General features: G+C 64.7%; 15 protein-coding genes. 5 read left to right on the plus strand and 10 right to left on the minus strand.

Annotation, left to right across the window (positions count from 1 at the left end; genetic code table 11):
- Positions 1-75 precede the first annotated feature (75 nt).
- From CH293_RS22955 to CH293_RS22965, 3 genes are read right to left on the minus strand one after another with little or no spacing between them, the layout of a single operon-like run.
- The gene (locus CH293_RS22955; RefSeq protein WP_037112728.1) at positions 76-1,512 is read right to left on the minus strand and encodes a GuaB1 family IMP dehydrogenase-related protein; all 1,437 of its coding nucleotides are present in this window, start codon (positions 1,510-1,512) and stop codon (positions 76-78) included.
- A gap of 18 nt (positions 1,513-1,530) precedes the next feature.
- Positions 1,531-2,397, minus strand: coding sequence for a DMT family transporter (locus CH293_RS22960; RefSeq protein WP_037112731.1), 867 nt, complete (start codon positions 2,395-2,397; stop codon positions 1,531-1,533).
- Positions 2,394-3,707, minus strand: coding sequence for a DEAD/DEAH box helicase (locus CH293_RS22965; RefSeq protein ID WP_094721589.1), 1,314 nt, complete (start codon positions 3,705-3,707; stop codon positions 2,394-2,396). Before CH293_RS22965 ends, CH293_RS22960 begins: the two co-directional genes overlap by 4 nt.
- 177 nt (positions 3,708-3,884) lie before the next feature.
- On the opposite strand from CH293_RS22965, the gene CH293_RS22970 reads away from it, so the two are divergent.
- On the plus strand, positions 3,885-4,409 hold the full coding sequence (locus tag CH293_RS22970) for a DUF4262 domain-containing protein (RefSeq protein WP_255122960.1): 525 nt from the start codon (positions 3,885-3,887) through the stop codon (positions 4,407-4,409).
- 140 nt (positions 4,410-4,549) lie between these two features.
- Here the strand turns inward: CH293_RS22970 and gndA are convergent, their stop codons facing one another.
- The 4 genes from gndA to CH293_RS22990 form a co-directional block, all read right to left on the minus strand.
- A complete protein-coding gene (gene gndA, locus CH293_RS22975; protein WP_037112736.1) occupies positions 4,550-6,001 on the minus strand; it encodes an NADP-dependent phosphogluconate dehydrogenase in 1,452 nt (483 codons plus the stop codon).
- 174 nt (positions 6,002-6,175) lie between these two features.
- Positions 6,176-7,798, minus strand: a complete 1,623-nt coding sequence (locus CH293_RS22980) for a DEAD/DEAH box helicase (RefSeq protein ID WP_094721591.1) — start codon at positions 7,796-7,798, stop codon at positions 6,176-6,178.
- Positions 7,799-8,127: 329 nt separating this feature from the next.
- Positions 8,128-9,090: a M56 family metallopeptidase gene (locus tag CH293_RS22985; RefSeq protein ID WP_037110806.1), complete on the minus strand. Its 963-nt coding sequence runs from the start codon at positions 9,088-9,090 to the stop codon at positions 8,128-8,130.
- A gap of 24 nt (positions 9,091-9,114) precedes the next feature.
- Positions 9,115-9,522 carry a BlaI/MecI/CopY family transcriptional regulator gene (locus tag CH293_RS22990; RefSeq protein ID WP_037110805.1) on the minus strand — a complete coding sequence of 136 codons (408 nt, stop codon included), beginning with the start codon at positions 9,520-9,522 and terminating at the stop codon, positions 9,115-9,117.
- Positions 9,523-9,695: 173 nt separating this feature from the next.
- Here CH293_RS22990 and CH293_RS22995 point away from each other — a divergent pair, with 173 nt between their 5' ends.
- Both CH293_RS22995 and CH293_RS23000 read left to right on the plus strand, forming a co-directional pair.
- Complete coding sequence (locus tag CH293_RS22995; RefSeq protein WP_094721612.1) at positions 9,696-10,997, plus strand: esterase family protein; 1,302 nt, start codon at positions 9,696-9,698, stop codon at positions 10,995-10,997.
- A 131-nt stretch (positions 10,998-11,128) separates the two neighbouring features.
- Complete coding sequence (locus CH293_RS23000) at positions 11,129-13,618, plus strand: bifunctional lysylphosphatidylglycerol flippase/synthetase MprF (RefSeq protein WP_255122963.1); 2,490 nt, start codon at positions 11,129-11,131, stop codon at positions 13,616-13,618.
- On the opposite strand, the gene CH293_RS23005 is transcribed toward CH293_RS23000, so the two are convergent.
- From CH293_RS23005 to CH293_RS23015, 3 genes are read right to left on the minus strand one after another with little or no spacing between them, the layout of a single operon-like run.
- Positions 13,615-14,475 carry an ABC transporter ATP-binding protein gene (locus CH293_RS23005; RefSeq protein WP_037110803.1) on the minus strand — a complete coding sequence of 287 codons (861 nt, stop codon included), beginning with the start codon at positions 14,473-14,475 and terminating at the stop codon, positions 13,615-13,617. The genes CH293_RS23000 and CH293_RS23005 overlap by 4 nt on opposite strands.
- Positions 14,472-15,590 carry an iron chelate uptake ABC transporter family permease subunit gene (locus CH293_RS23010; protein WP_094721592.1) on the minus strand — a complete coding sequence of 373 codons (1,119 nt, stop codon included), beginning with the start codon at positions 15,588-15,590 and terminating at the stop codon, positions 14,472-14,474. The genes CH293_RS23005 and CH293_RS23010 overlap by 4 nt, the downstream gene beginning before the upstream one ends.
- Positions 15,587-17,062 carry an iron chelate uptake ABC transporter family permease subunit gene (locus tag CH293_RS23015; RefSeq protein ID WP_080732997.1) on the minus strand — a complete coding sequence of 492 codons (1,476 nt, stop codon included), beginning with the start codon at positions 17,060-17,062 and terminating at the stop codon, positions 15,587-15,589. Before CH293_RS23015 ends, CH293_RS23010 begins: the two co-directional genes overlap by 4 nt.
- 244 nt (positions 17,063-17,306) lie before the next feature.
- Between CH293_RS23015 and CH293_RS23020 the strand changes: the two genes are divergently transcribed.
- On the plus strand, positions 17,307-18,023 hold the full coding sequence (locus tag CH293_RS23020) for a hypothetical protein (RefSeq protein WP_241483807.1): 717 nt from the start codon (positions 17,307-17,309) through the stop codon (positions 18,021-18,023).
- A 257-nt stretch (positions 18,024-18,280) separates the two neighbouring features.
- Complete coding sequence (locus CH293_RS23025; protein WP_255122964.1) at positions 18,281-18,691, plus strand: PaaI family thioesterase; 411 nt, start codon at positions 18,281-18,283, stop codon at positions 18,689-18,691.
- Positions 18,692-18,695: the final 4 nt, after the last annotated feature.

The following is an 18,695-nucleotide window of genomic DNA, read 5'->3' on the forward strand; positions in this document are numbered from 1 at the left end:
GCCCTGATCTTAACGGTTTCGCGCAGAGAACACGGCTCGGGCAACGCCCACGGACAGACCAGCCATTCGGTCCACTCACCAACCTGTCGGTAAGGGCCTACCCTCGGCGAAACCTGCGGCCGACTGCACCCCGAGCACGGCGCGGTCGTGCAACTCGGAAAGAGTACGAGCGCCCGCGTATGTGCAGGTACTGCGCACACCGGCGCAGATGTGGTCGATCAGATCCTCGACGCCGGGACGGTCCGGATCCAAGCGCATCCTCGAACTGGAGATTCCCTCCTCGAACAAGCCCTTTCGAGCACGATCGAACGCACTGTCGGTCGCCGTACGCGCAGCAACCGCACGCTTGGACGCCATTCCGAAACTCTCCTTGTAGGCGCGGCCCGACGAATCGGTACGCAGATCACCGGGAGACTCGTACGTCCCGGCGAACCACGACCCGATCATGACGTTCGCAGCACCTGCAGCCAGCGCAAGAGCCACGTCCCGTGGATGCCGAACTCCGCCGTCGGCCCAGACCGACCCACCGAGATCGGCCGCGGCAGCGGAGCATTCCGCGACGGCGGAGAACTGTGGACGACCCACACCCGTCATCATTCGTGTGGTGCACATCGCGCCAGGTCCGACACCGACCTTCACGATGTCTGCTCCGGCTCCGATCAGATCGCGAGTGCCCTCTGCGGACACGACGTTGCCGGCAGCCAGAGGAACTCCGAGGTCGAGCGCGGAAATCGCCGCCAGCGCGTCCAGCATCTTCTCCTGATGGCCATGGGCAGTGTCGATGACCAGAACGTCCGCTCCGGCCTCGACGAGAGCCCGGGCCTTTGCGGTGACGTCACCGTTGATGCCGACCGCGGCGGCGATACGCAGTTGACGGTTCTTGTCGACAGCCGGTGCGTAGATCCCTGCGCGCACCGCGCCCGTCTTGGTGAGCACCCCGGCGAGTGTGCCGTCCGCATTCACCAGCACGGCAAGGTTTTCGTGGGCGGCTTCGAGTGCGTCGAACACCTCGCGCGGCGATGCATCTGCCGGTGCCGTCACGAAATCCGTCGCGGCGACCGACTGCACGCGCGCGAAACGGTCCACATCGGTGCAGGACGCTTCGGTGACGACACCGACCGGACGCCCCTCCGATGTGATGACGACGGCGCCGTGAGCACGCTTGTGCACGAGAGCAAGTGCATCGGACACCGAGGCGTCGGGTGCCAGCACCACCGGGGTGTCCGCGACGAGATCCCGGCTCTTGACGAAGGCAACCGTGTCCGCGACTGCCTCGATGGGCAAATCCTGCGGAAGGACGGTGATTCCACCCCGTCGCGCAACGGTCTCCGCCATCCTCCGGCCGGATACTGCAGTCATGTTCGACACGACGATCGGAATGGTCGTGCCCGTGCCGTCGGAGGTCGAAAGATCGACGTCGAAACGGGAGGTGACATCCGTTCGATTCGGGACGAAGAACACGTCGTCGTACGTCAGGTCGTATGGGGGCCGGTGGCCATCGAGAAACTGCACGTTGCGCCAGCTTACCTGTCAGGCACCGGTTACGCTCTCGGTCAGTTGGGCCTGTGACCGAGACAGCGCGATCGTTGCGACGATCATGACCACCACCGAGCAGCCGATGATCACCAAAGCTCCTGGGTCGTCCCGGACCCGCTCGTCGAGCACAGTGATTCCCAGGAACGCCGCTCCGAACGGTTCTCCTATGGTCACGGCGGGGAGTGACGCGGAGAGCGGACCGGCCTGGAACGCAACCTGCTGCAAGTAGAAACCCAGGACGCCGCACCCGACGAGTGCGTAGGTCTGCCACGCGGTGAGGGCAGAAACCAGATCTTTCTCCACGAGATCGGTCACGAACTTGGTGAACGCCACCGCCACTCCGAACAGAAGGCCGCCCGCGGCGCCGAGCAGCAGCGCACGGTGCCCGGGGTTCTGCAGGACGAGCCCGGCGACCGCGAACACGGATATCACGACCGTCGTCACCAGTAGCGGAACCAGCCAGTCGGCGAACGGTGCATTGGAGTGACCTTCGGTCGGGTCGCCGACGACGATGAAGACCGCAAGGGCCAGAGCCAGAGAAATCGCCAGCAGCCACGTGGATCCGGTCATCTTGAAGCCGGAGAACTTCGCGGACAGTGGGAGCGCGAAGAGCAGCATGGACACAACCAGTGGTTGGACGATCAGCACGCTTCCCACCCACAAAGCTGCGACCTGAACGGCATAGCCGCCTGCGTCGCCGACAACCCCTGCCCACCACCGAGGGCTTCGGAGCAGCGTCGACATCAACGACTTGCCTTCCGGGACCGCGGCCGCGGCACTCTGTTGCGCCACCGAAGCGCACGCGAACAGCATCGCCGCGACGAGCGCGAGAACAACGGTCAACACCGGAAACCCGCTCATCGGCGCCCGCTGCGACGGCCGGTCGCGCCTCGGCGCGGCGAACGTGAAGAACCAGGTGCTCGGCCGGGACGCGACCCGCTGGTTGCAGCCGCGCTCGTTCCGGTCGCACTCGCCGGAAAATGTTCGGCGACCGGTCGGCCGGGAGGACGCCGCGCGCCGATGACGGACACGAGAACCGGATCGTCTTCGGTCACAGCGACGAAGTGCGCGTCGATGCCCGCCGCGGTAGCAACCTCTATGGCGGCGGGCATCTGCGAATCGGTCGCCAACGTCACCACAACGCCGGAGGCACCGGCTCGTGCTGTTCTACCGGCGCGGTGGGTGTACTCCTTCGCATCGGCGGGTGGATCGACGTGCACGACGACCGATACGGAGCCGACGTGGATTCCCCGTGCCATCACATCCGTTGCAACCAGAACCGGGACACGTCCATCCTCGAACGACGCCAGCGTTCGGGTGCGATTGGCCTGGGATTTGTCTCCGTGAAGCGAGGCTGCGTTCACGCCGACCGATCGCAGTGAATCGGTCAGGCGATCGACCGCGAACTTCGTTCGGAGGAACAAGATGGTCCGTCCGTCCCGCGCAGCGATGGACGCCACCACGGAATCCTTTTCCGGTCCCGCAACGCGGAAAAAGTAGTGCTCCGCTGTGCGCTCCGCGATCGGAGCCACGTCGACGGTGTGCGTGACGGGGGAACGTAGGTAACGACGAATCAGCTCGTCGACGTCGTGGTCGAGGGTGGCCGAGAACAACATTCGCTGGCCGTCGGCGTCGGTACGATCCAGCACCGAGACGACTTGAGGCAGGAATCCCAGATCCGCCATCCTGTCGGCCTCGTCGACCACGGAGATCGTGACCGAACTCAGATCGACGGAGCCTCGCGCGGCCAGATCTTCCAGACGCCCGGGTGTCGCCACCACGACGTCCACACCTCTCGCGAGGCGGTCCACCTGACGCCGGACAGGAACGCCACCGACGACAGCCGCGACTCGTACCCCCAGTGCCAGAGCAGGCTCGTCGAGGGCCTGCTCGATCTGGAGCGCCAGCTCTCGGGTCGGAGCCAGTATCACCGACCGCGGACGTGAAGGTCGGCTACTGCCCCCGCTCAGCCGCTGGAGCAGTGGCAACCCGAACGCCAAGGTCTTGCCCGACCCGGTCGGGGCACGCCCGAGAATGTCCGAGCCGGCCAACGCATCCTGCACCACCGCGGTCTGAATCGGAAACGGTGACTCGACACCGACCCGTCGGAGAGCGTGCACAACGACAGGTTTCAGCCCCAGGTCCGCAAATGTCGAGTGGTGGTCGGGCATAGCGGAACAGTACCGCTCCGAATCGATCCCGCTGAGGGTCGTTCCCATCCGTTTTCGCCTCGGCCGAACTTCGTCCCTGTCGGCGTTTCTGTCGGACCCGTGCGTCATCATCTACGAACTCGAACATACATTCGAGTACAACCCGATTACAGGACTACAGGGGGCAGCATGTGCGGGATGTGCAACGGTCAGTCGATCGACGACTACGTCGACTCGGTGGAGACCTTGATCGGACGATACGGGTGGGCGCTGCAGTACGTGTCGTCCAACGCGGCCACCGCCCTGGACGACGAATTCGAAGGGGGTGACGTCATGGATGACGATTACGCCGGTGACGGAATGGTCGATCCCGCGTTCTGCTACACGGTGGGACTTGCCGGTCTCGGCCACCCCGAGATCGTGATGACGGGTCGGTCGCCGGGGGAGTCGGCAGCAGTGCTGAACGTACTCGCTCGTCGAATTCAGTTCGGCGGGCAGCACTTCGAGGCAGGCCAGTACTGCACCGCCGGCGGGTTCGAGGTGTCGTTCGTCGACGTCGCGTATCCGGAGGAGTGGCTGTCGATGTGCCGACGTCTTTATCCCGACGGAGCGCTCCGAGCCGTACAGGCTGTCTGGCGTGATCGAGACGGCAATCTGCCGTGGGAGGGGGAGTACCCGTCGACGATCGTGCAACCGGTACTCGGTCCGCCCCCGGGATGGTAGTAGCGCTCGAGCTGAAAACATCGCCGGTCACGGCGGTGAAGATCGTGGTGCACCGAACCGTACACGGTTCGGTGCACCACGATTGGAACGCGGCGTGTCCCGACAGTCTCGGCGGCTCGTCGTCGGCGCACGCCTGAGCGTCAGGCTTGGACTTCGCTGCGGTCACCGCTCCAGAGAGTGTGGAACTTGCCCTCTGCGTCGACGCGCTCATACGTGTGGGCGCCGAAGAAGTCACGCTGGCCCTGCGTCAGGGCAGCGGGCAGACGCTCGGCACGAAGCGCGTCGTAGTACGCGAGCGAGGAAGCGAACGCCGGGACCGGAATTCCGAGCGAGGCTGCCGTGACGACAACGCGTCGCCAACTGTCGATGGCGTTCTCGATCGCTTCACGGAAGTACGGCGCGAGGATCAGACTCGGCAGCTCGGCGTTGTCGTCGTACGCGTCCTTGATCCGATTGAGGAAACGAGCGCGAATGATGCAACCGCCGCGCCAGATGGTTGCGAGGTCACCCGGGTGAAGGTTCCAGTCGTACTCGGTGCTTCCGGCTGCGATCTGGTCGAAGCCCTGCGCGTACGCGACGATCTTGGATGCGTAGAGAGCACGGGAGATGTCGTGGGTGAACTGCTCGACGTCGGTGGGCTTGGCCGCCAGTTCACCTGACGCGAGACCGACGGCTGCTTTGCGCTGCCCACGCGATCCCGAGAGCGCGCGTGCGAACACAGCCTCGGCAATGCCGGTCACGGGAACGCCGAGATCCAGGGCGGCCTTGACAGTCCAGCGACCGGTGCCCTTCTGCTCGGCTGCGTCGACGATGACGTCGACGAGCGGCTTGCCCGTCTTGGCGTCGACCTGGTTCAGCACCTCGGCCGTGATCTCGACAAGGTAGCTCTCGAGGTCGCCCTTGTTCCATTCGGTGAAGACGTCCGCGATCTGCTGCGGCGTGTAGTCGAGCGCATCGCGGAACAAGTTGTAGGCCTCGCCGATCAACTGCATGTCGGCGTACTCGATGCCGTTGTGCACCATCTTGACGAAGTGACCCGAACCATCGGGGCCGATGTGCGTGCAGCACGGCGTTCCATCGACCTGAGCGGCAATCGACTCCAACAACGGACCGAGTGCCTTGTACGAGTCCACGGGCCCGCCGGGCATGATCGACGGTCCGTTGAGTGCACCTTCTTCACCGCCGGAGATTCCCGCTCCGACGAACAGGAGGCCGCGCTTCTTCAGCGCAGCTTCGCGGCGAATCGTGTCCGTGTACAGAGCGTTTCCACCATCGATGATGATGTCGCCCTCTTCCATCGCTCCGGCGAGCTCCTCGATCACAGCGTCGGTTGCGTCACCGGCTTTGACCATGATGAGAACCCGACGCGGCTTCTGCAAGGCCGCGACGAACTCCTCGATGGTCTCGGTGCGAACGAAGTTGCCGTCGCCGCCGTGCTCGGCAAGAAGAGCATCGGTCTTGGCGATGCTGCGGTTGTGAAGGGCAACGGTATGACCGTTGCGCGCGAAGTTGCGGGCGATGTTCGAACCCATGACGGCAAGTCCGGTGACACCGATCTGGGCGAGGTCTGACGATTCCACTCCTGAAGTCATGGGTACAGCTTTCCCTGCGACGCCCGGCAATGGAAGTTGGGGGCGATATCCGTGGTGCGAGTGTCGTCACCCCGGACAAGTTTCCGGCTGAAACGCCGGAGGGCGCCGCCACGAGAATCGTGACAGCGCCCTCCAGTGTCGAAATGCGTTACCCGTCAGTAACTTCGAGACCGATCAGCGATTGCGAGCCGGCCCGTCGAAACCTTCGTACTCACGGCGATCAGTGCGACTCCGGAAACCACCGGACCGCGGAGCGTCCTGCACTGCGCTGGTGCGGGGGCGGTCGCCCTGGTAGCCGCCGGTGCGGGGGCGGTCGCCCTGGTAGCCGCCGGTGCGGGGGCGGTCGCCTTGGTAGCCGCCGGTGCGGGGGCGGTCGCCCTGGTAGCCGCCGGTGCGGGGGCGGTCGCCCTGGTAGCCGCCGGTGCGGGGGCGGTCGCCCTGGTAGCCGCCGGTGCGGGGACGGTCGCCCTGGTAGCCGCCGGTGCGGGGGCGGTCGCCTTGGTAGCCGCCGGTGCGGGGGCGGTCGCCCTGGTAGCCGCCGGTGCGGGGGCGGTCGCCTTGGTAGCCGCCGGTGCGGGGACGGCTGTCACGGCGGTCACGGGGAGCGGAGCTCACCGCGCGCAGTGGCTCGCCGGATGGCTTCTGCGCTCCCGTGATCCGAGCGAGTTCGTCGGATCCCGGTGACACGTTCACCGACGTCGACTTCACGCCTGCCATGCCGGTCAGGCGCTGAATCTGGCGACGCTGGTTGGGAAGGACGATTGCAACGACCGTGCCCTTCTCGCCTGCGCGAGCGGTACGCCCGGCGCGGTGGAGGTAGTCCTTGTGGTCGGCGGGCGGGTCCACGTGAACGACGAGGTCGATTCCGTCCACGTGAATTCCACGTGCAGCGACATCGGTAGCGACGAGCACAGGCGTACGCCCGCTCTTGAAACGTTCGAGGACCCGCGTGCGCTGATTCTGCGCCTTGCCACCGTGCAGGGACTCGGCTGCGATGCCGAGTGCTCGGAGGCGGTCGGTGATGCCGTCGCAACCGAGCTTGGTGCGAGCGAACATGATGGTGCGACCTTCGCGTGCACCGATCTCCGAGAGGACGATGTCCTTCTGGCCGCGGTCGACCATGAGCATGTAGTGCTCCATGGTGCGGACGCTGGCCTTGCCGTCCTGAGTGGAGTGCTCGACGTGGTCGGGCAGGAACTGACGGACGAGTGATTGCACTTCGCGATCGAGTGTGGCGGAGAACAGCAGGCGCTGGCCGTCCGACGGAGTGTCGGCGAGGACTGCGCGCACCTCGGGCAGGAAGCCCATGTCGGCCATCTGGTCTGCTTCGTCGAGGGCGGTGATCTCGATGGAATCGAGGATGCATGTGCTCTGACGGAGGTGATCGGCGAGGCGCCCCGGGGTCGCGACGAGTACGTCGACACCACGGCGAAGCTGTTCTACCTGCTTGTTGAACGGCATACCGCCGACGGCTGCACGCACCGTGAGGCCCAGTGCGCCTGCGTAGGGAGTCATGGACTCGACAACCTGGAAAGCGAGTTCGCGCGTCGGGACGAGAACGAGCGAACGGGGACGCTTGGCTGCGGGCCTGTCGGTGTGGCGAGCGAGCCTGGCCAGGATGGGTAGGCCGAAGGCGAGTGTTTTGCCCGAGCCGGTCTGAGCCCGACCGAGGACGTTCTTGCCTGCGATCGCGTCCGGGAGTGCCATTGCCTGGATGGGCGAGGGCACGGTGATGGAATTGCGCGCCAAGGCGGCTACCACAGGTTCGGGTAGTCCGAGTTCGGCGAAGGTGACCACGGCGGGATCGCTCGTGGCGTCCGACGTGGCGGGGGTGGATGTACTAGTCGAAACAGCGTGAGTCACGCAGTTGAACCTCTCCGGTTTACGGGCGCGCCAAGAAGCACAAGCTGGGAGAACGCCCACGGAAGAGGGCACAAACAACAGCTGGAACAAATATCTGACGAGCCAGGGCACTGTCACCTGGCCATCCGTGCGCTGAATCGAATGCGCAGAGTGGGGCTGTTTGTGCCTTTTCGAGTTGCTCGGCCGCAATGGCGACCGATTATCGAGTCTACTAGACGAGTGTTCGATTCGCCGATTCGAACGACTGTGAGCTGGCCGACCCTTCAGGAATGGCGCATGAGGCGGCTGAGTTCTTCCAGCCAGGGCATGGCGACAAAGATCGTGGGTACGACCAGGATCACCGCAGCGGCGGCATACGCAGCCACCGACGTTCTGACGTCCGTTCTGGGCCCGTTCAGGCGCTTCACCCTGATGAGAGTGCTCGGCCCACCGGCGGCCATTGCGCCGCGCGGTGCGGTGGAGCCTGCACACGTGACGAGCGCTCGGGCGAGCGGAGTGGGTCCGGTTACTTTCACGGCCGAATCGTCCGCGAGAAGTTCGACGAGCAGCTGTACGCTGCCCAGAGCGGACTTACTACGCACGATCCGAGGAAACGCCTCGTTGACTGCGGTGAACGCTTCGAGTACCAGATCGTGCCGTGACCGGAGATGCGATCGCTCGTGGCTGAGAATCGCCTTCACCTCGGACCGGGTCAGGTTCGTCAACACACCCTCACTGAGGACGACTCTCTGCCTGAGTCCGGGAAGGCAGTATGCGATGGGCTCGACGGCGTCGAGGACACGAACATCGGCGTCTCGGATTCCGGGGAACGGCCGCTCGTCGTCGCTGCCACGGTCGAGCAAGTCGACGAGCATGCGGTGACGGGCGCGGCGCCGCCTGGTCTTCACCGCAACCTGGACGATGGAGAACATCAATTTCGCGCCGATTCCGAGTGTGATGGCCAGCACCACCACGTACAGAATCCACAGCGGGAGACCCAGCGCTTCTATTTCGTCGGTGGGCGCCGTCGTCGGCCGCCCGTCCGGGCCTGGAACCAGCAACAGTCCACCGATGGCGAGGCCGGAGCTGAATGCGGAGAACACCGCGGCCACGGCGATTGCTTGCCACAGCACAAGTGCAGCCCGCGGAGCGCGATACGGCCACGTGGCTTTACTCAGGAATGCGGGAATCGGACCCGTCAGCAACAGGGCGAGAACCGCGAAGACCAGTGCTGTGGTGGAGTTCATTTCCTCACTAACCGAGGGCAGGAATCAATTCGTTCGGCGATCTTCGATCGTGGGCGATTCCGATTGTGCCACTTCCAGTGCGGCAAGTGCTTCGCGGAGGGCTGCGGCCTCGTCTGCGCCTACCTGCCCGACGAAATGAACGAGGGCGGCCGCGCGGCCACCGGACTCGGGGGCCTGCGCCAAGGCGTCGACCATGAGGCTTGCGACCAGTTCATCCCGCCCGTGCAGAGGAATGTAGCGGTGCGCGCGGTCGTCTCGCTGCTGCACGACGAGCTGCTTCTTCGCCAGACGCTGGAGAACCGTCATCACGGTGGTGTAGGCAAGTTCACGATGAGTCGCGAGCGCCTCGTGGACCTGCCGCACCGTTTGCGGTTCCGATGAATCCCACAGGTGATCCATCACTGCACGCTCGAGTTCGCCTAGACCTGCCATTCGTCCGAGTCTACGGCTAGTCCGACACAAATGCGTACTACTGCCGGTAGTAAGGTCGCCCTGGGCATGTGGGATGCGTCATATCCGACGTTCCGCCCACCCGGAGGATGACTTTCCGGGGAAGTTCGATCGCGTTCACCGAACCGCATCGACTCTGTGCCTATTCTGCATTCATGAACTGGTTCGTGTCAGCTTCGCTTGTCGATGACACGACGTCGTGGATCACCCTCGGCCTGGGTGTACTCGGCGCGCTGTGGCTGATCGTCAGCAGCACGACGTGGTACGTCCGCCGAGCTCTTCCGATCTGCCTGCTCGTCGCGGCACTCGTCGCAGTGGTGCTCTACTACGTCGTGGAGAAGGTGTGGCGACCGTTCCCCGATCCGATCGAGATCCTCATCTACGTATGGATCGGCGTGGGACTCGCGGCTGTGTTCGCGGTGGTCCCCCGCGCCGTCGCATCCAGTGGGCTCATCGGCAGGATCGTGTCGGTGGTTGCTGCCGTTCTGGTGGTCGTGGCGGCCGCCGCCCAGGTGAATCTGGTGTTCTCGGCCTACCCGACGGTGGGAACACTGCTCGGTGTAGAGGACTCGGATCGAGTAGATCTGAGCACTGTGCCAGGAATGCAATCGAATCCGGTGACCGGCGATCCACTCGACACTTCGTGGGCCGCGCCCGCGTCCATGCCGTCGCAGGGCCGGTTGACGTCGGCAACTATCCCCGGGACCGTGTCCGGTTTCTCGGCGAGACCCGCACAGATCTACCTGCCCCCGGCCTACTTCGCCGATCCACGCCCCCTGCTGCCCACCCTGGTGCTGATGGCAGGCCAGCCGGGGGAGCCGGAGGATTGGCTGAACGGCGGCCAGCTCGCGAGCACGATGGACGCATTCGCTGCCGATCACTCCGGTCTTGCGCCGGTGGTCGTCGTCGCCGACGCCACGGGCTCGACGCTGGCCAATCCGTTGTGCGTCGACTCTCCTCTCGGAAACGTCGACACGTATCTCGCGACGGACGTTCCGAACTGGATCGGATCGACGCTCCAGGTGAATCCGGATCCGAAGACTCGCATCATCGGAGGCCTGTCCTACGGCGGCACATGTTCTATTCAGATGGCGACCAACCACCCCGACGTCTACCCGACCTTCCTCGATCTCTCCGGGCAGGCCGAGCCGACGCTCGGTGACCGCGGCCGCACCGTCGCCGAGGCTTTCGGCGGGAACGAGGCCGCATTCGTTGCCGTGAATCCGATGGACCTTCTGAAGACCCGGCAGTTCTCCCAGTCGGGTGGGGCATTTGTCGTCGGTGCCGACGACAACGACTACAAACCCGGACAGAAGGCCATGTACGAGGCCGCGAAAGCCGCAGGAATGGACGTGGTGTATCTCGAAGTGCCGGGAGGACACAGCTTCGCCGTGTGGTCCGAAGGACTGAAGCAAGAACTGCCCTGGCTGATGCAGAGAGTAGGACTCATCTCGTGAACGACATCATCGACGCCGCGCAGGCGACCGAACCGTCGGGGCCGTCCGGACCGTCGTGGACGGCGAAACGTCGAGAGCGACTGTCCGCGGCGTGGCGCGGATTCAGCCGGCAGGCCGTTCGGCTAGCTTCCCTGATCGGCTTCGGAATCAAGGGGGCACCGGTCAGTCTGGGTTTGCTCGTCGTGGTGCTCGCGCTCGGTGTGGTCGCGGGGGCTGTCGGCGGAAACACGGTCCACCACGCCGTGGCCCTGGGGATCATGCCGGTCGAGGAACTGAAACTGTGGACGGTCCTGACCGCCGGTCTGCTCGCCCCGGGAGTCTTCGGCTATGCGGTGTTCGTGGTTGCGGTCTTCGTCGCGGCCGCACCGATCGAGCGGCGGATCGGCTCGGCGAAGTTCGCCGTCGCAGCCGTGTGCACCCAGGTCCTCGGTGCCGTGTTCGGCCTCGGGATCGCAGCGCTGGCGAAAACGTTCGACGCGGACTGGGGTTTCCGGTTGCACGTAGGGACGGCAGTGGGCCCGACGACGTGGATCGTCGGAGTTCTGATGGTGGCCAGCGCCCGCATGGACACGTTGTGGCGCAGGCGGATACGCGTCGGGCTTCTGGCTCTGTTGATCACGTCCGCACTCTTCAGCGGACACCTTCAGGATGTGGTTCGACTTGCCGCGGCGGTCGTCGGACTCGTGCTCGGACCGGCGATCGTCGGGCGGTCGGCTCGTGGACCGCGCCTGGCAGGCACCCAGCGGGAGGGCCGCGTCCTGGTGGCGCTGGTCGTTGCCGCCAGCGCGCTCGGTCCCGTACTCGCTGCACTGAGCCCGGACGCGGTCGGGCCGTTCGCAGTGCTGCGGGACGTGGTCAGCGGTGTGCCGTACACGCCGGCAGAGGTCCGTGAAATCTGTGCCGATTCGGCAACCGACCCCGAATGCCGAACCGGCCTCCTCGAGCTGAGACTCGGTGGTGTCGGTCCGACGATCCTGTCGTTGATGCCCTCGATTTTCCTGCTGTTCCTCGCCGACGGACTTCGCCGGGGCCGTAGGTTCGCATGGGGTGCGGCGGTGGTGGCACAAGTGGTGTTGCTGATCGTGTCCGTCGCGAACTACGCCATCAGGTTCATCGACGCAGGTGACGACGAATCGGTGTTCTACGGGCTGGAGTCGCCGACCGCGTATCGCACCATCGTGCCGTTTCTGCTTCCGTTGGCAATTCTCGTCGTTCTGGCGCTCACGAGAAGATATTTCGACGTCCGTGCACCGCGCGGGACCTATCGAAAGTTCACGATCTCGGTACTGGGTACTGCGGTGATTCTGTGGGTTCTGTACGTGCTGTTGGGGTTCCTCGGACGCGGTGGTTTCGATCAGAAGGCGTCCCTCCTCGGCTTGATCGAGGACTTCCCGCAACGTCTGGTGCCGCCGGTGTATCTGCAATGGCTCGAACCGAGGCTGCTTCCGGACAGCATCTTCACGACGTTGCTGTTCGAATGGACCGGGGTCATCTTCTGGGTGTCGTTGTGCGTGTTCGTGCTCTCGACGTTCCTGACTCCCGTCTCACGAGCGGACAGCGCCGCTGCCGAACGTGCACGCGCCCTGCTGACCAGCAGTTCCGGGAGCGCGCTGTCGTGGATGACGCTGTGGAAGGGAAATTCCTACTGGTTCTCCGCCGACGGGTCCAGTTTCGTTGCGTACCGCGTGATCTCGGGGGTGGCGCTGACGACGGGTGATCCGGTGGGACCACGGGGGGAACTGCGGTCGGCAGTCGTCGACTTCGCGGAGTTCGCATCGAAGAACGGGTGGATCCCGTGCTTCTACTCGGTGACACCGGACGTTCGTGCCATCACGGACAGCATCGGCTGGGGCGGGATCCAGGTGGGGGAGGAGACTGTTCTCGATCTCGCGGACCTGGCCTTCACCGGCAAGCGATTCCAAGACGTCCGCACCGCGCTGAACCGGGCGAAGAAGGTGGGAATCGAGGCCGAGTGGATCAGTTTCCCCGACGCACCGCTTGCCATCACGGATCAGATCACGGCGATCTCCGAGGAATGGGTGGCGGACAAGGGAATGCCCGAGATGGGATTCACGCTCGGGGGCCTCGAGGAGGTGGACGATCGACAGGTACGCTGCCTCGTCGCAATCGACGAACACCGCACCGTTCACGGAATCACGTCGTGGATGCCCGTGTACGAGGACGGCGTCGTCGTCGGCTGGACTCTCGACTTCATGCGGCGCCGGTCCGAGGGTTTCAGACCGACCATGGAGTTCTTGATCGCGTCAGCTGCAATCCTGTTGAAGGAGGAGGGCGTTCGATTCCTCAGCCTGTCCGGTGCGCCGCTCGCGAAGGTGAGCGACGGGAACTCGTCCGATGCACCCTCCGATGAGGAAGTCACCTTCTACACGCTGCTCGATCGACTGCTCGACGTGCTGGGCAAGACACTCGAACCCGTCTACGGTTTCAGGTCGTTGCTGGCCTTCAAGTCCAAGTTTCAGCCGCGGTACGAACCGATGCACATGACGTTCGCCGACCCGGCCGCATTACCGAGCATCGGCAACGCGATCGGACGGGCCTACCTTCCCGATGTGTCCCTCGGCCAGGGCTACCGGTTGGTGCGGACGATGATCGAACGTTAGGCGTCCGGCTCGGCGGGTGCGGCCGCCGACTTGGTCGGACCTCCGACCGCTCCGTACACGTGGCGCGTTCCTATCGGGACGATCAGGGGACGGTCGGAGACCGGGTCCTCGATGACGCTGGCTTCGAGACCGAACACGTCCATCAGAAGTTTCTCGGAGATGATGTCCTGAGGCTTTCCGGACTCGACGATCTTGCCCTGCGACATGACGATCAACTGGTCGCTGTAACGCACGGCGAGGTTGAGATCGTGCAGCACCATGATGACGGTGCGGCCCATCTCCTCGTGCAGACGATCCACCAGGTCGAGAACCTCGACGGAATGCGCGAGGTCGAGGTAGGTCGTGGGCTCGTCGAGCAGCAGGATATCGGTGCCTTGTGCGAGCGCCATCGAGATCCATGCTCGCTGGCGTTGACCGCCGGACAACTCGTCGACCGGCCGGTCCGCCAGGTCTCCGACGCCGGTCAGTTCGAGCGCGTTGGCGACCTCGGACTCGTCGTCGGACGACCACTGCCGTACCCAGGACTGGTGCGGGTGCCGGCCGCGGGACACCAGGTCGCCGACTGTCAGTCCTTCAGGCGCAGTCGGTGCTTGCGGCAGCATGCCGAGGACACGGGCGACGTCCTTCGTGCGCATCGACGAGATCGCTTTGCCGTCGAGTACGACTTTGCCCGCTTTGGGCTTCAGCAGTCGTCCGAGGGATCGGAGGAGGGTGCTCTTGCCGCAGCCGTTGGGTCCGATGACCGTGGTGATCAGGCCGGTGTGCACGTTGAGATCGAGGTTCTCGACGATGATCCGGTCTCCGTAGCCGAGCGTGAGATCTTCGGCAACGAGGCGGGACGGTTCGGTTGTGGTCATGCGGAGACCTTTCGGTTACTGCGGACGAGCAGGTAGAGGAGGAACGGACCGCCGAGCGCGGAGGTCACGATTCCGACAGGCAACTCGACCGGAAGGATCGTGCGGGCGATCAGATCGCTGCCGACGACGAGCAAGCCGCCCATCAACCCGGACGCGATGATCGGTGGGCCGGGAGTGCGCAGAATGCGCAGCGCGATCTGCGGTGCCGCCAACGCCACGAATCCGATGGGACCGGCAGCGGCGGTAGCAATGGCCGCGAGCGCCACCGACGCCAGAAGTAGCGTGGCCTGACCTGACTGGAGGCGCACCCCGAGCGAACGGGCGTTGTCGTCGCCGAGCCGGAGGGCGCCGAGGGTGAACGTGGAGATGATGGTGATGCCGCCGATCAGCACCAGTGCACAGAGAACCGGCCAGACCTTGCTCCAGTCCGCACCGTTCAGGGATCCGTTGAGCCACAACTGAGCACGGGAGACGTCGTTGATGTCCGCACTGATCAGCAGCCAGCCGATGGCCGCAGTGAGCATCGCATTGATGGCGATACCGACGAGGATGAGCCGGAACCCTTCGACGCCGCGCTTCCATGCCAGCGTGTAGATGAGCACGGCGGTCAGGACACCACCGACGAGCGCTGCCAGCGGAAGGCCGACGGTGGCCAGGATCCCGACGAACGTTCCGCCGCCACCGAGAACGATGAGCGCAACTGCGGCCGCGCTCGCACCGGCTGTGATGCCGAGAATGTCGGGGCTGGCCAGCGAGTTGCGAGAGATCGACTGGGTCACGGCGCCGGATATGCCCAGAGCCATTCCCACCAGGAGTCCGGTGAGTGAACGAGGCAGCCGAAGGTCCATCACGATGAACCTGTCGATGCGAGATCCGCCTCCGAACAGCACTTCGGTCACCTGAGGTATGGACAGCGGGAAGTCGCCGCGGCCGATGTTGATGCAGACAACCAGGAACAGCGCCGCGAGCATCACGAGGTTGACGAGAACCATGAGCGGACGCCGAACCAGAGACAGCGGCCCGACCCGGAACGGCGGACGTGACGGGACCGTACGGACGGCGTCGGGTGCGGCAGCGCCGTTCGCCGACGCGTTCTCGGTCGAGGACGGGGTCACAGGCTTGCCAACTTCCGACGACGAACGAGAGCGATGAAGAACGGAGCGCCGAAGAGGGCAAGCACGATACCGACCTGCAGTTCTCCGGGGCGAACGACGACGCGGCCGATGACGTCGGCGATCATCAGCATGACGCCTCCCATGAGTCCCGCGTACGGAACCAGCCATCGATAGTCCGGGCCGGTTACCACCCGCGCGACGTGCGGCACGACCAGACCGATGAAGGCGATCGGACCGCAGGCAGCAGTGGCAGCACCGGTCAGCAGGGTGATGGCGATGATGCCGACGGTGCGGGTGAGCGCGATGTTGGTTCCCAGCGAGCGTGCAACGTCCTCACCGAGACTCATCACGTTGAGGCCTGGGGTGCTGGCGAGTGCGATGAGTACTCCGACGACGAGGAACGGCAGCACCTGCCAGAGGACGTCGAGCCCACGCCCGGCGACCGAACCCACCGACCAGAATCGGTAGCCGTCGAGGCTTGTCTGGTCCAACAGGACGATGGCATTGGTCATCGCGGACAGGAAGAACGCGACGCCTGCACCGGCGAGCGCGAGGTTGAGTGGGCTCGCTTTGCCGTTTCCGGCCGAGGACAGTCCGAACACGACGACGCTGGCGATTGCCGAGCCTGCGAACGCGAACCAGAGGTACTGGCTGGGCGAGTTGAAGCGGAACAGGTAGATCGACAGCACCACGAGGAACGCAGCGCCGGCATTGAGTCCGAGCAGACCCGCGTCGGCGAGTGGGTTTCGGGTGTGGCCCTGGATGAGAGCGCCTGCGATGCCGAGTGCAATTCCCACCACGAGCGCAAGAAGCGTGCGGGGGATACGCAGGCTGCGCACGATGATGTCGGTGTCGGTTCCCGTCGAACTCCACAGTGCGTGGCCGATCTCGGCGAACGTCAGCGGCCGAGCTCCGATCGCAATGCTCGCGAGGATCGCGGCGGCGAGAGCAACGGCCAGAATCACCAGGCCGAGAATGCGCCGTTTACGAATGCCTGCAACGGAGTTGTCACGTGCTATCGGCTCGAACAGTTCGTCGGCGGCCGTCTTCTCGCGTACGACCTCGGTCTCGCGTCGCCCGATGCCGAATTGGCGAAGCATCGCCCGACGCACGCCGAGTGCGTTGCCACTGCGCTCGTCACGAACGATCAGGTTCGTCCACCGCTTGCCGGTGCTCTGTCCGTCCTTACCTTCTCGGTATCCCTGATTCCACAGGAAAAGACCGACCGCAACCGCGACGGCGATGCCACCGAACACGAACCGGTCCGCTTGCCCTCCGCCGTTGTCGTCACGGAGCGAGTCGACGATCGACCACCCGATACCCAGTGGCAGCAGCACGATCGCGAGGTCCACTACGGTCGCGGCGATGCGCGGAGACCACGGTGCTGGTCCGCGGGGTATGTCTTCCTTGGCGTAGTCGTCGTCCGGATTGGGGTGAAGGTTTCCCGAACCCAGCAATGGTGCCGTCGTCACTGTGTCCGTGACTCCTCACTGTGGTTTATGGATCAATCGTTAGGTTACGGAACCCTTCTTCATTCTGCGCGGCCAGGTAAGGCAAGCCAAGCCGAATGGGTGACGCGTCGTACATTGCGCGACCTTCTCGTCGGATTGGCACATGGTTAGGCTAACCTATCTAAACAATGCAACGAAGATCGACCGTCATGAAAGGAGTGTTCCGGTGTCACTTGCAACAGCTGCGTCCGATGCCTGGGCCGATGTGCACCGTTCGTACGAACACAACGGAGAGGGCAGCCCCCTGGCGCGCTCGTGCACGCGCCTTCGGGCGCTCAATCCCGACTACCCGCGCATGTATGCAGTTGCCGCGATGGCCAACGAAGGCAAGCGACGGTGGTGGCACCTCGAGACCGGACTCGAGGACGGCCGGATCGACTCGATGCTCGGTAGATCACTGGAAGATCTCGGCTCGATGGAGGCGGCCGCCCATCAGGTCGCGACGGCACTGGTGCATGCGGTCGTCGGCCGCGTCGCCGCGCTGGTGATGCTCGAAGGGCGCGCGTGGGATCCGGGAATCGACAACCTCTGGATTCACATGGACAGCGACGGAGGTATCGACTGGGCGGGCGTGGGGTCGCCGATTCTGCGCGTGCTGCCGGACGACTCGCTCGAGTCGACGCCCGGCACGGTGACGCTACCGTGCGAAGAGGCACTGCTCGTATGGACCGCGCACCGTTGCATCACCTCGCTGACCGCCGTCTTGCGGTCCGTCTCCGCCCGCGCACCGTTCGACGCGTCCACGTTCTGGAGCCTCGTCGGCGACTCCATCCTCGGTGCCTCGACGTACATTCCTGTACTTGCGAACACCTTTGCCTCCGACAGTGCGCGGCGTGGGCAGGCATTGCTCGATGCGTTCGTCGCCGCGGGCGCACCGGTCCGCGCCCGGCCCTGGCCGCGTACGAGACTGCGCGCCTCCTAGCCCTTGCCAAATCAGGTAAGGCTAGCCTACTGTTCTGAGTGAACCACCGGACCGCGCCGGAGTCCTGAGGGCTGCAGAGACTCCCGGTCCTTGCCACGGCGGGCCTCACATTCTTCGAATGTGAGGCCCGCCGATCTTTGTCTCGGCGTTCTGGTGTAGTCCTGATCTGCGCGTCGAACGTGACGACGCCAGCCGAATCAGGAGAGTCGATGAGCGAATCAACGAGCCCAGTTCCCCCGACCGTCGATCCCGCCGAAATGACGGAACTCTGCGCTCAGGGTTTCGACGGCGCAATCGGACTCGTCTACACCGAAGTGTCCGCAGATCGTGTACGCGCCACATGGGACGTGTCACCGAAACTGCATCAGCCAGCCGGAATCATGCACGGTGGCGTCCTGTGCTCGGTCGTGGAATCCATGGCCAGTATCGGAGCGAGTGTCTGGCTCGGGTCTCGCGGACACGTCGTCGGCGTGAACAACAACACCGACTTTCTACGGGCATCGAGAGAGGGAACTCTCGTCGCCGAAGCGCGTCCCATCCATCGCGGTCGCACCCAGCAGCTGTGGCAGGTCGACATCACGAACGAGGCCGGAAAAGCCGTCGCGCAGGGCAAGGTTCGATTGGCCAACATCGCCGACACCGCCTCGCTCGGTAACGCCAGAAGCTAGCCAG

The sequence above is a fragment of the Rhodococcus sp. 14-2470-1b genome (genome assembly GCF_002259415.1).
GTDB lineage: Bacteria > Actinomycetota > Actinomycetes > Mycobacteriales > Mycobacteriaceae > Rhodococcoides.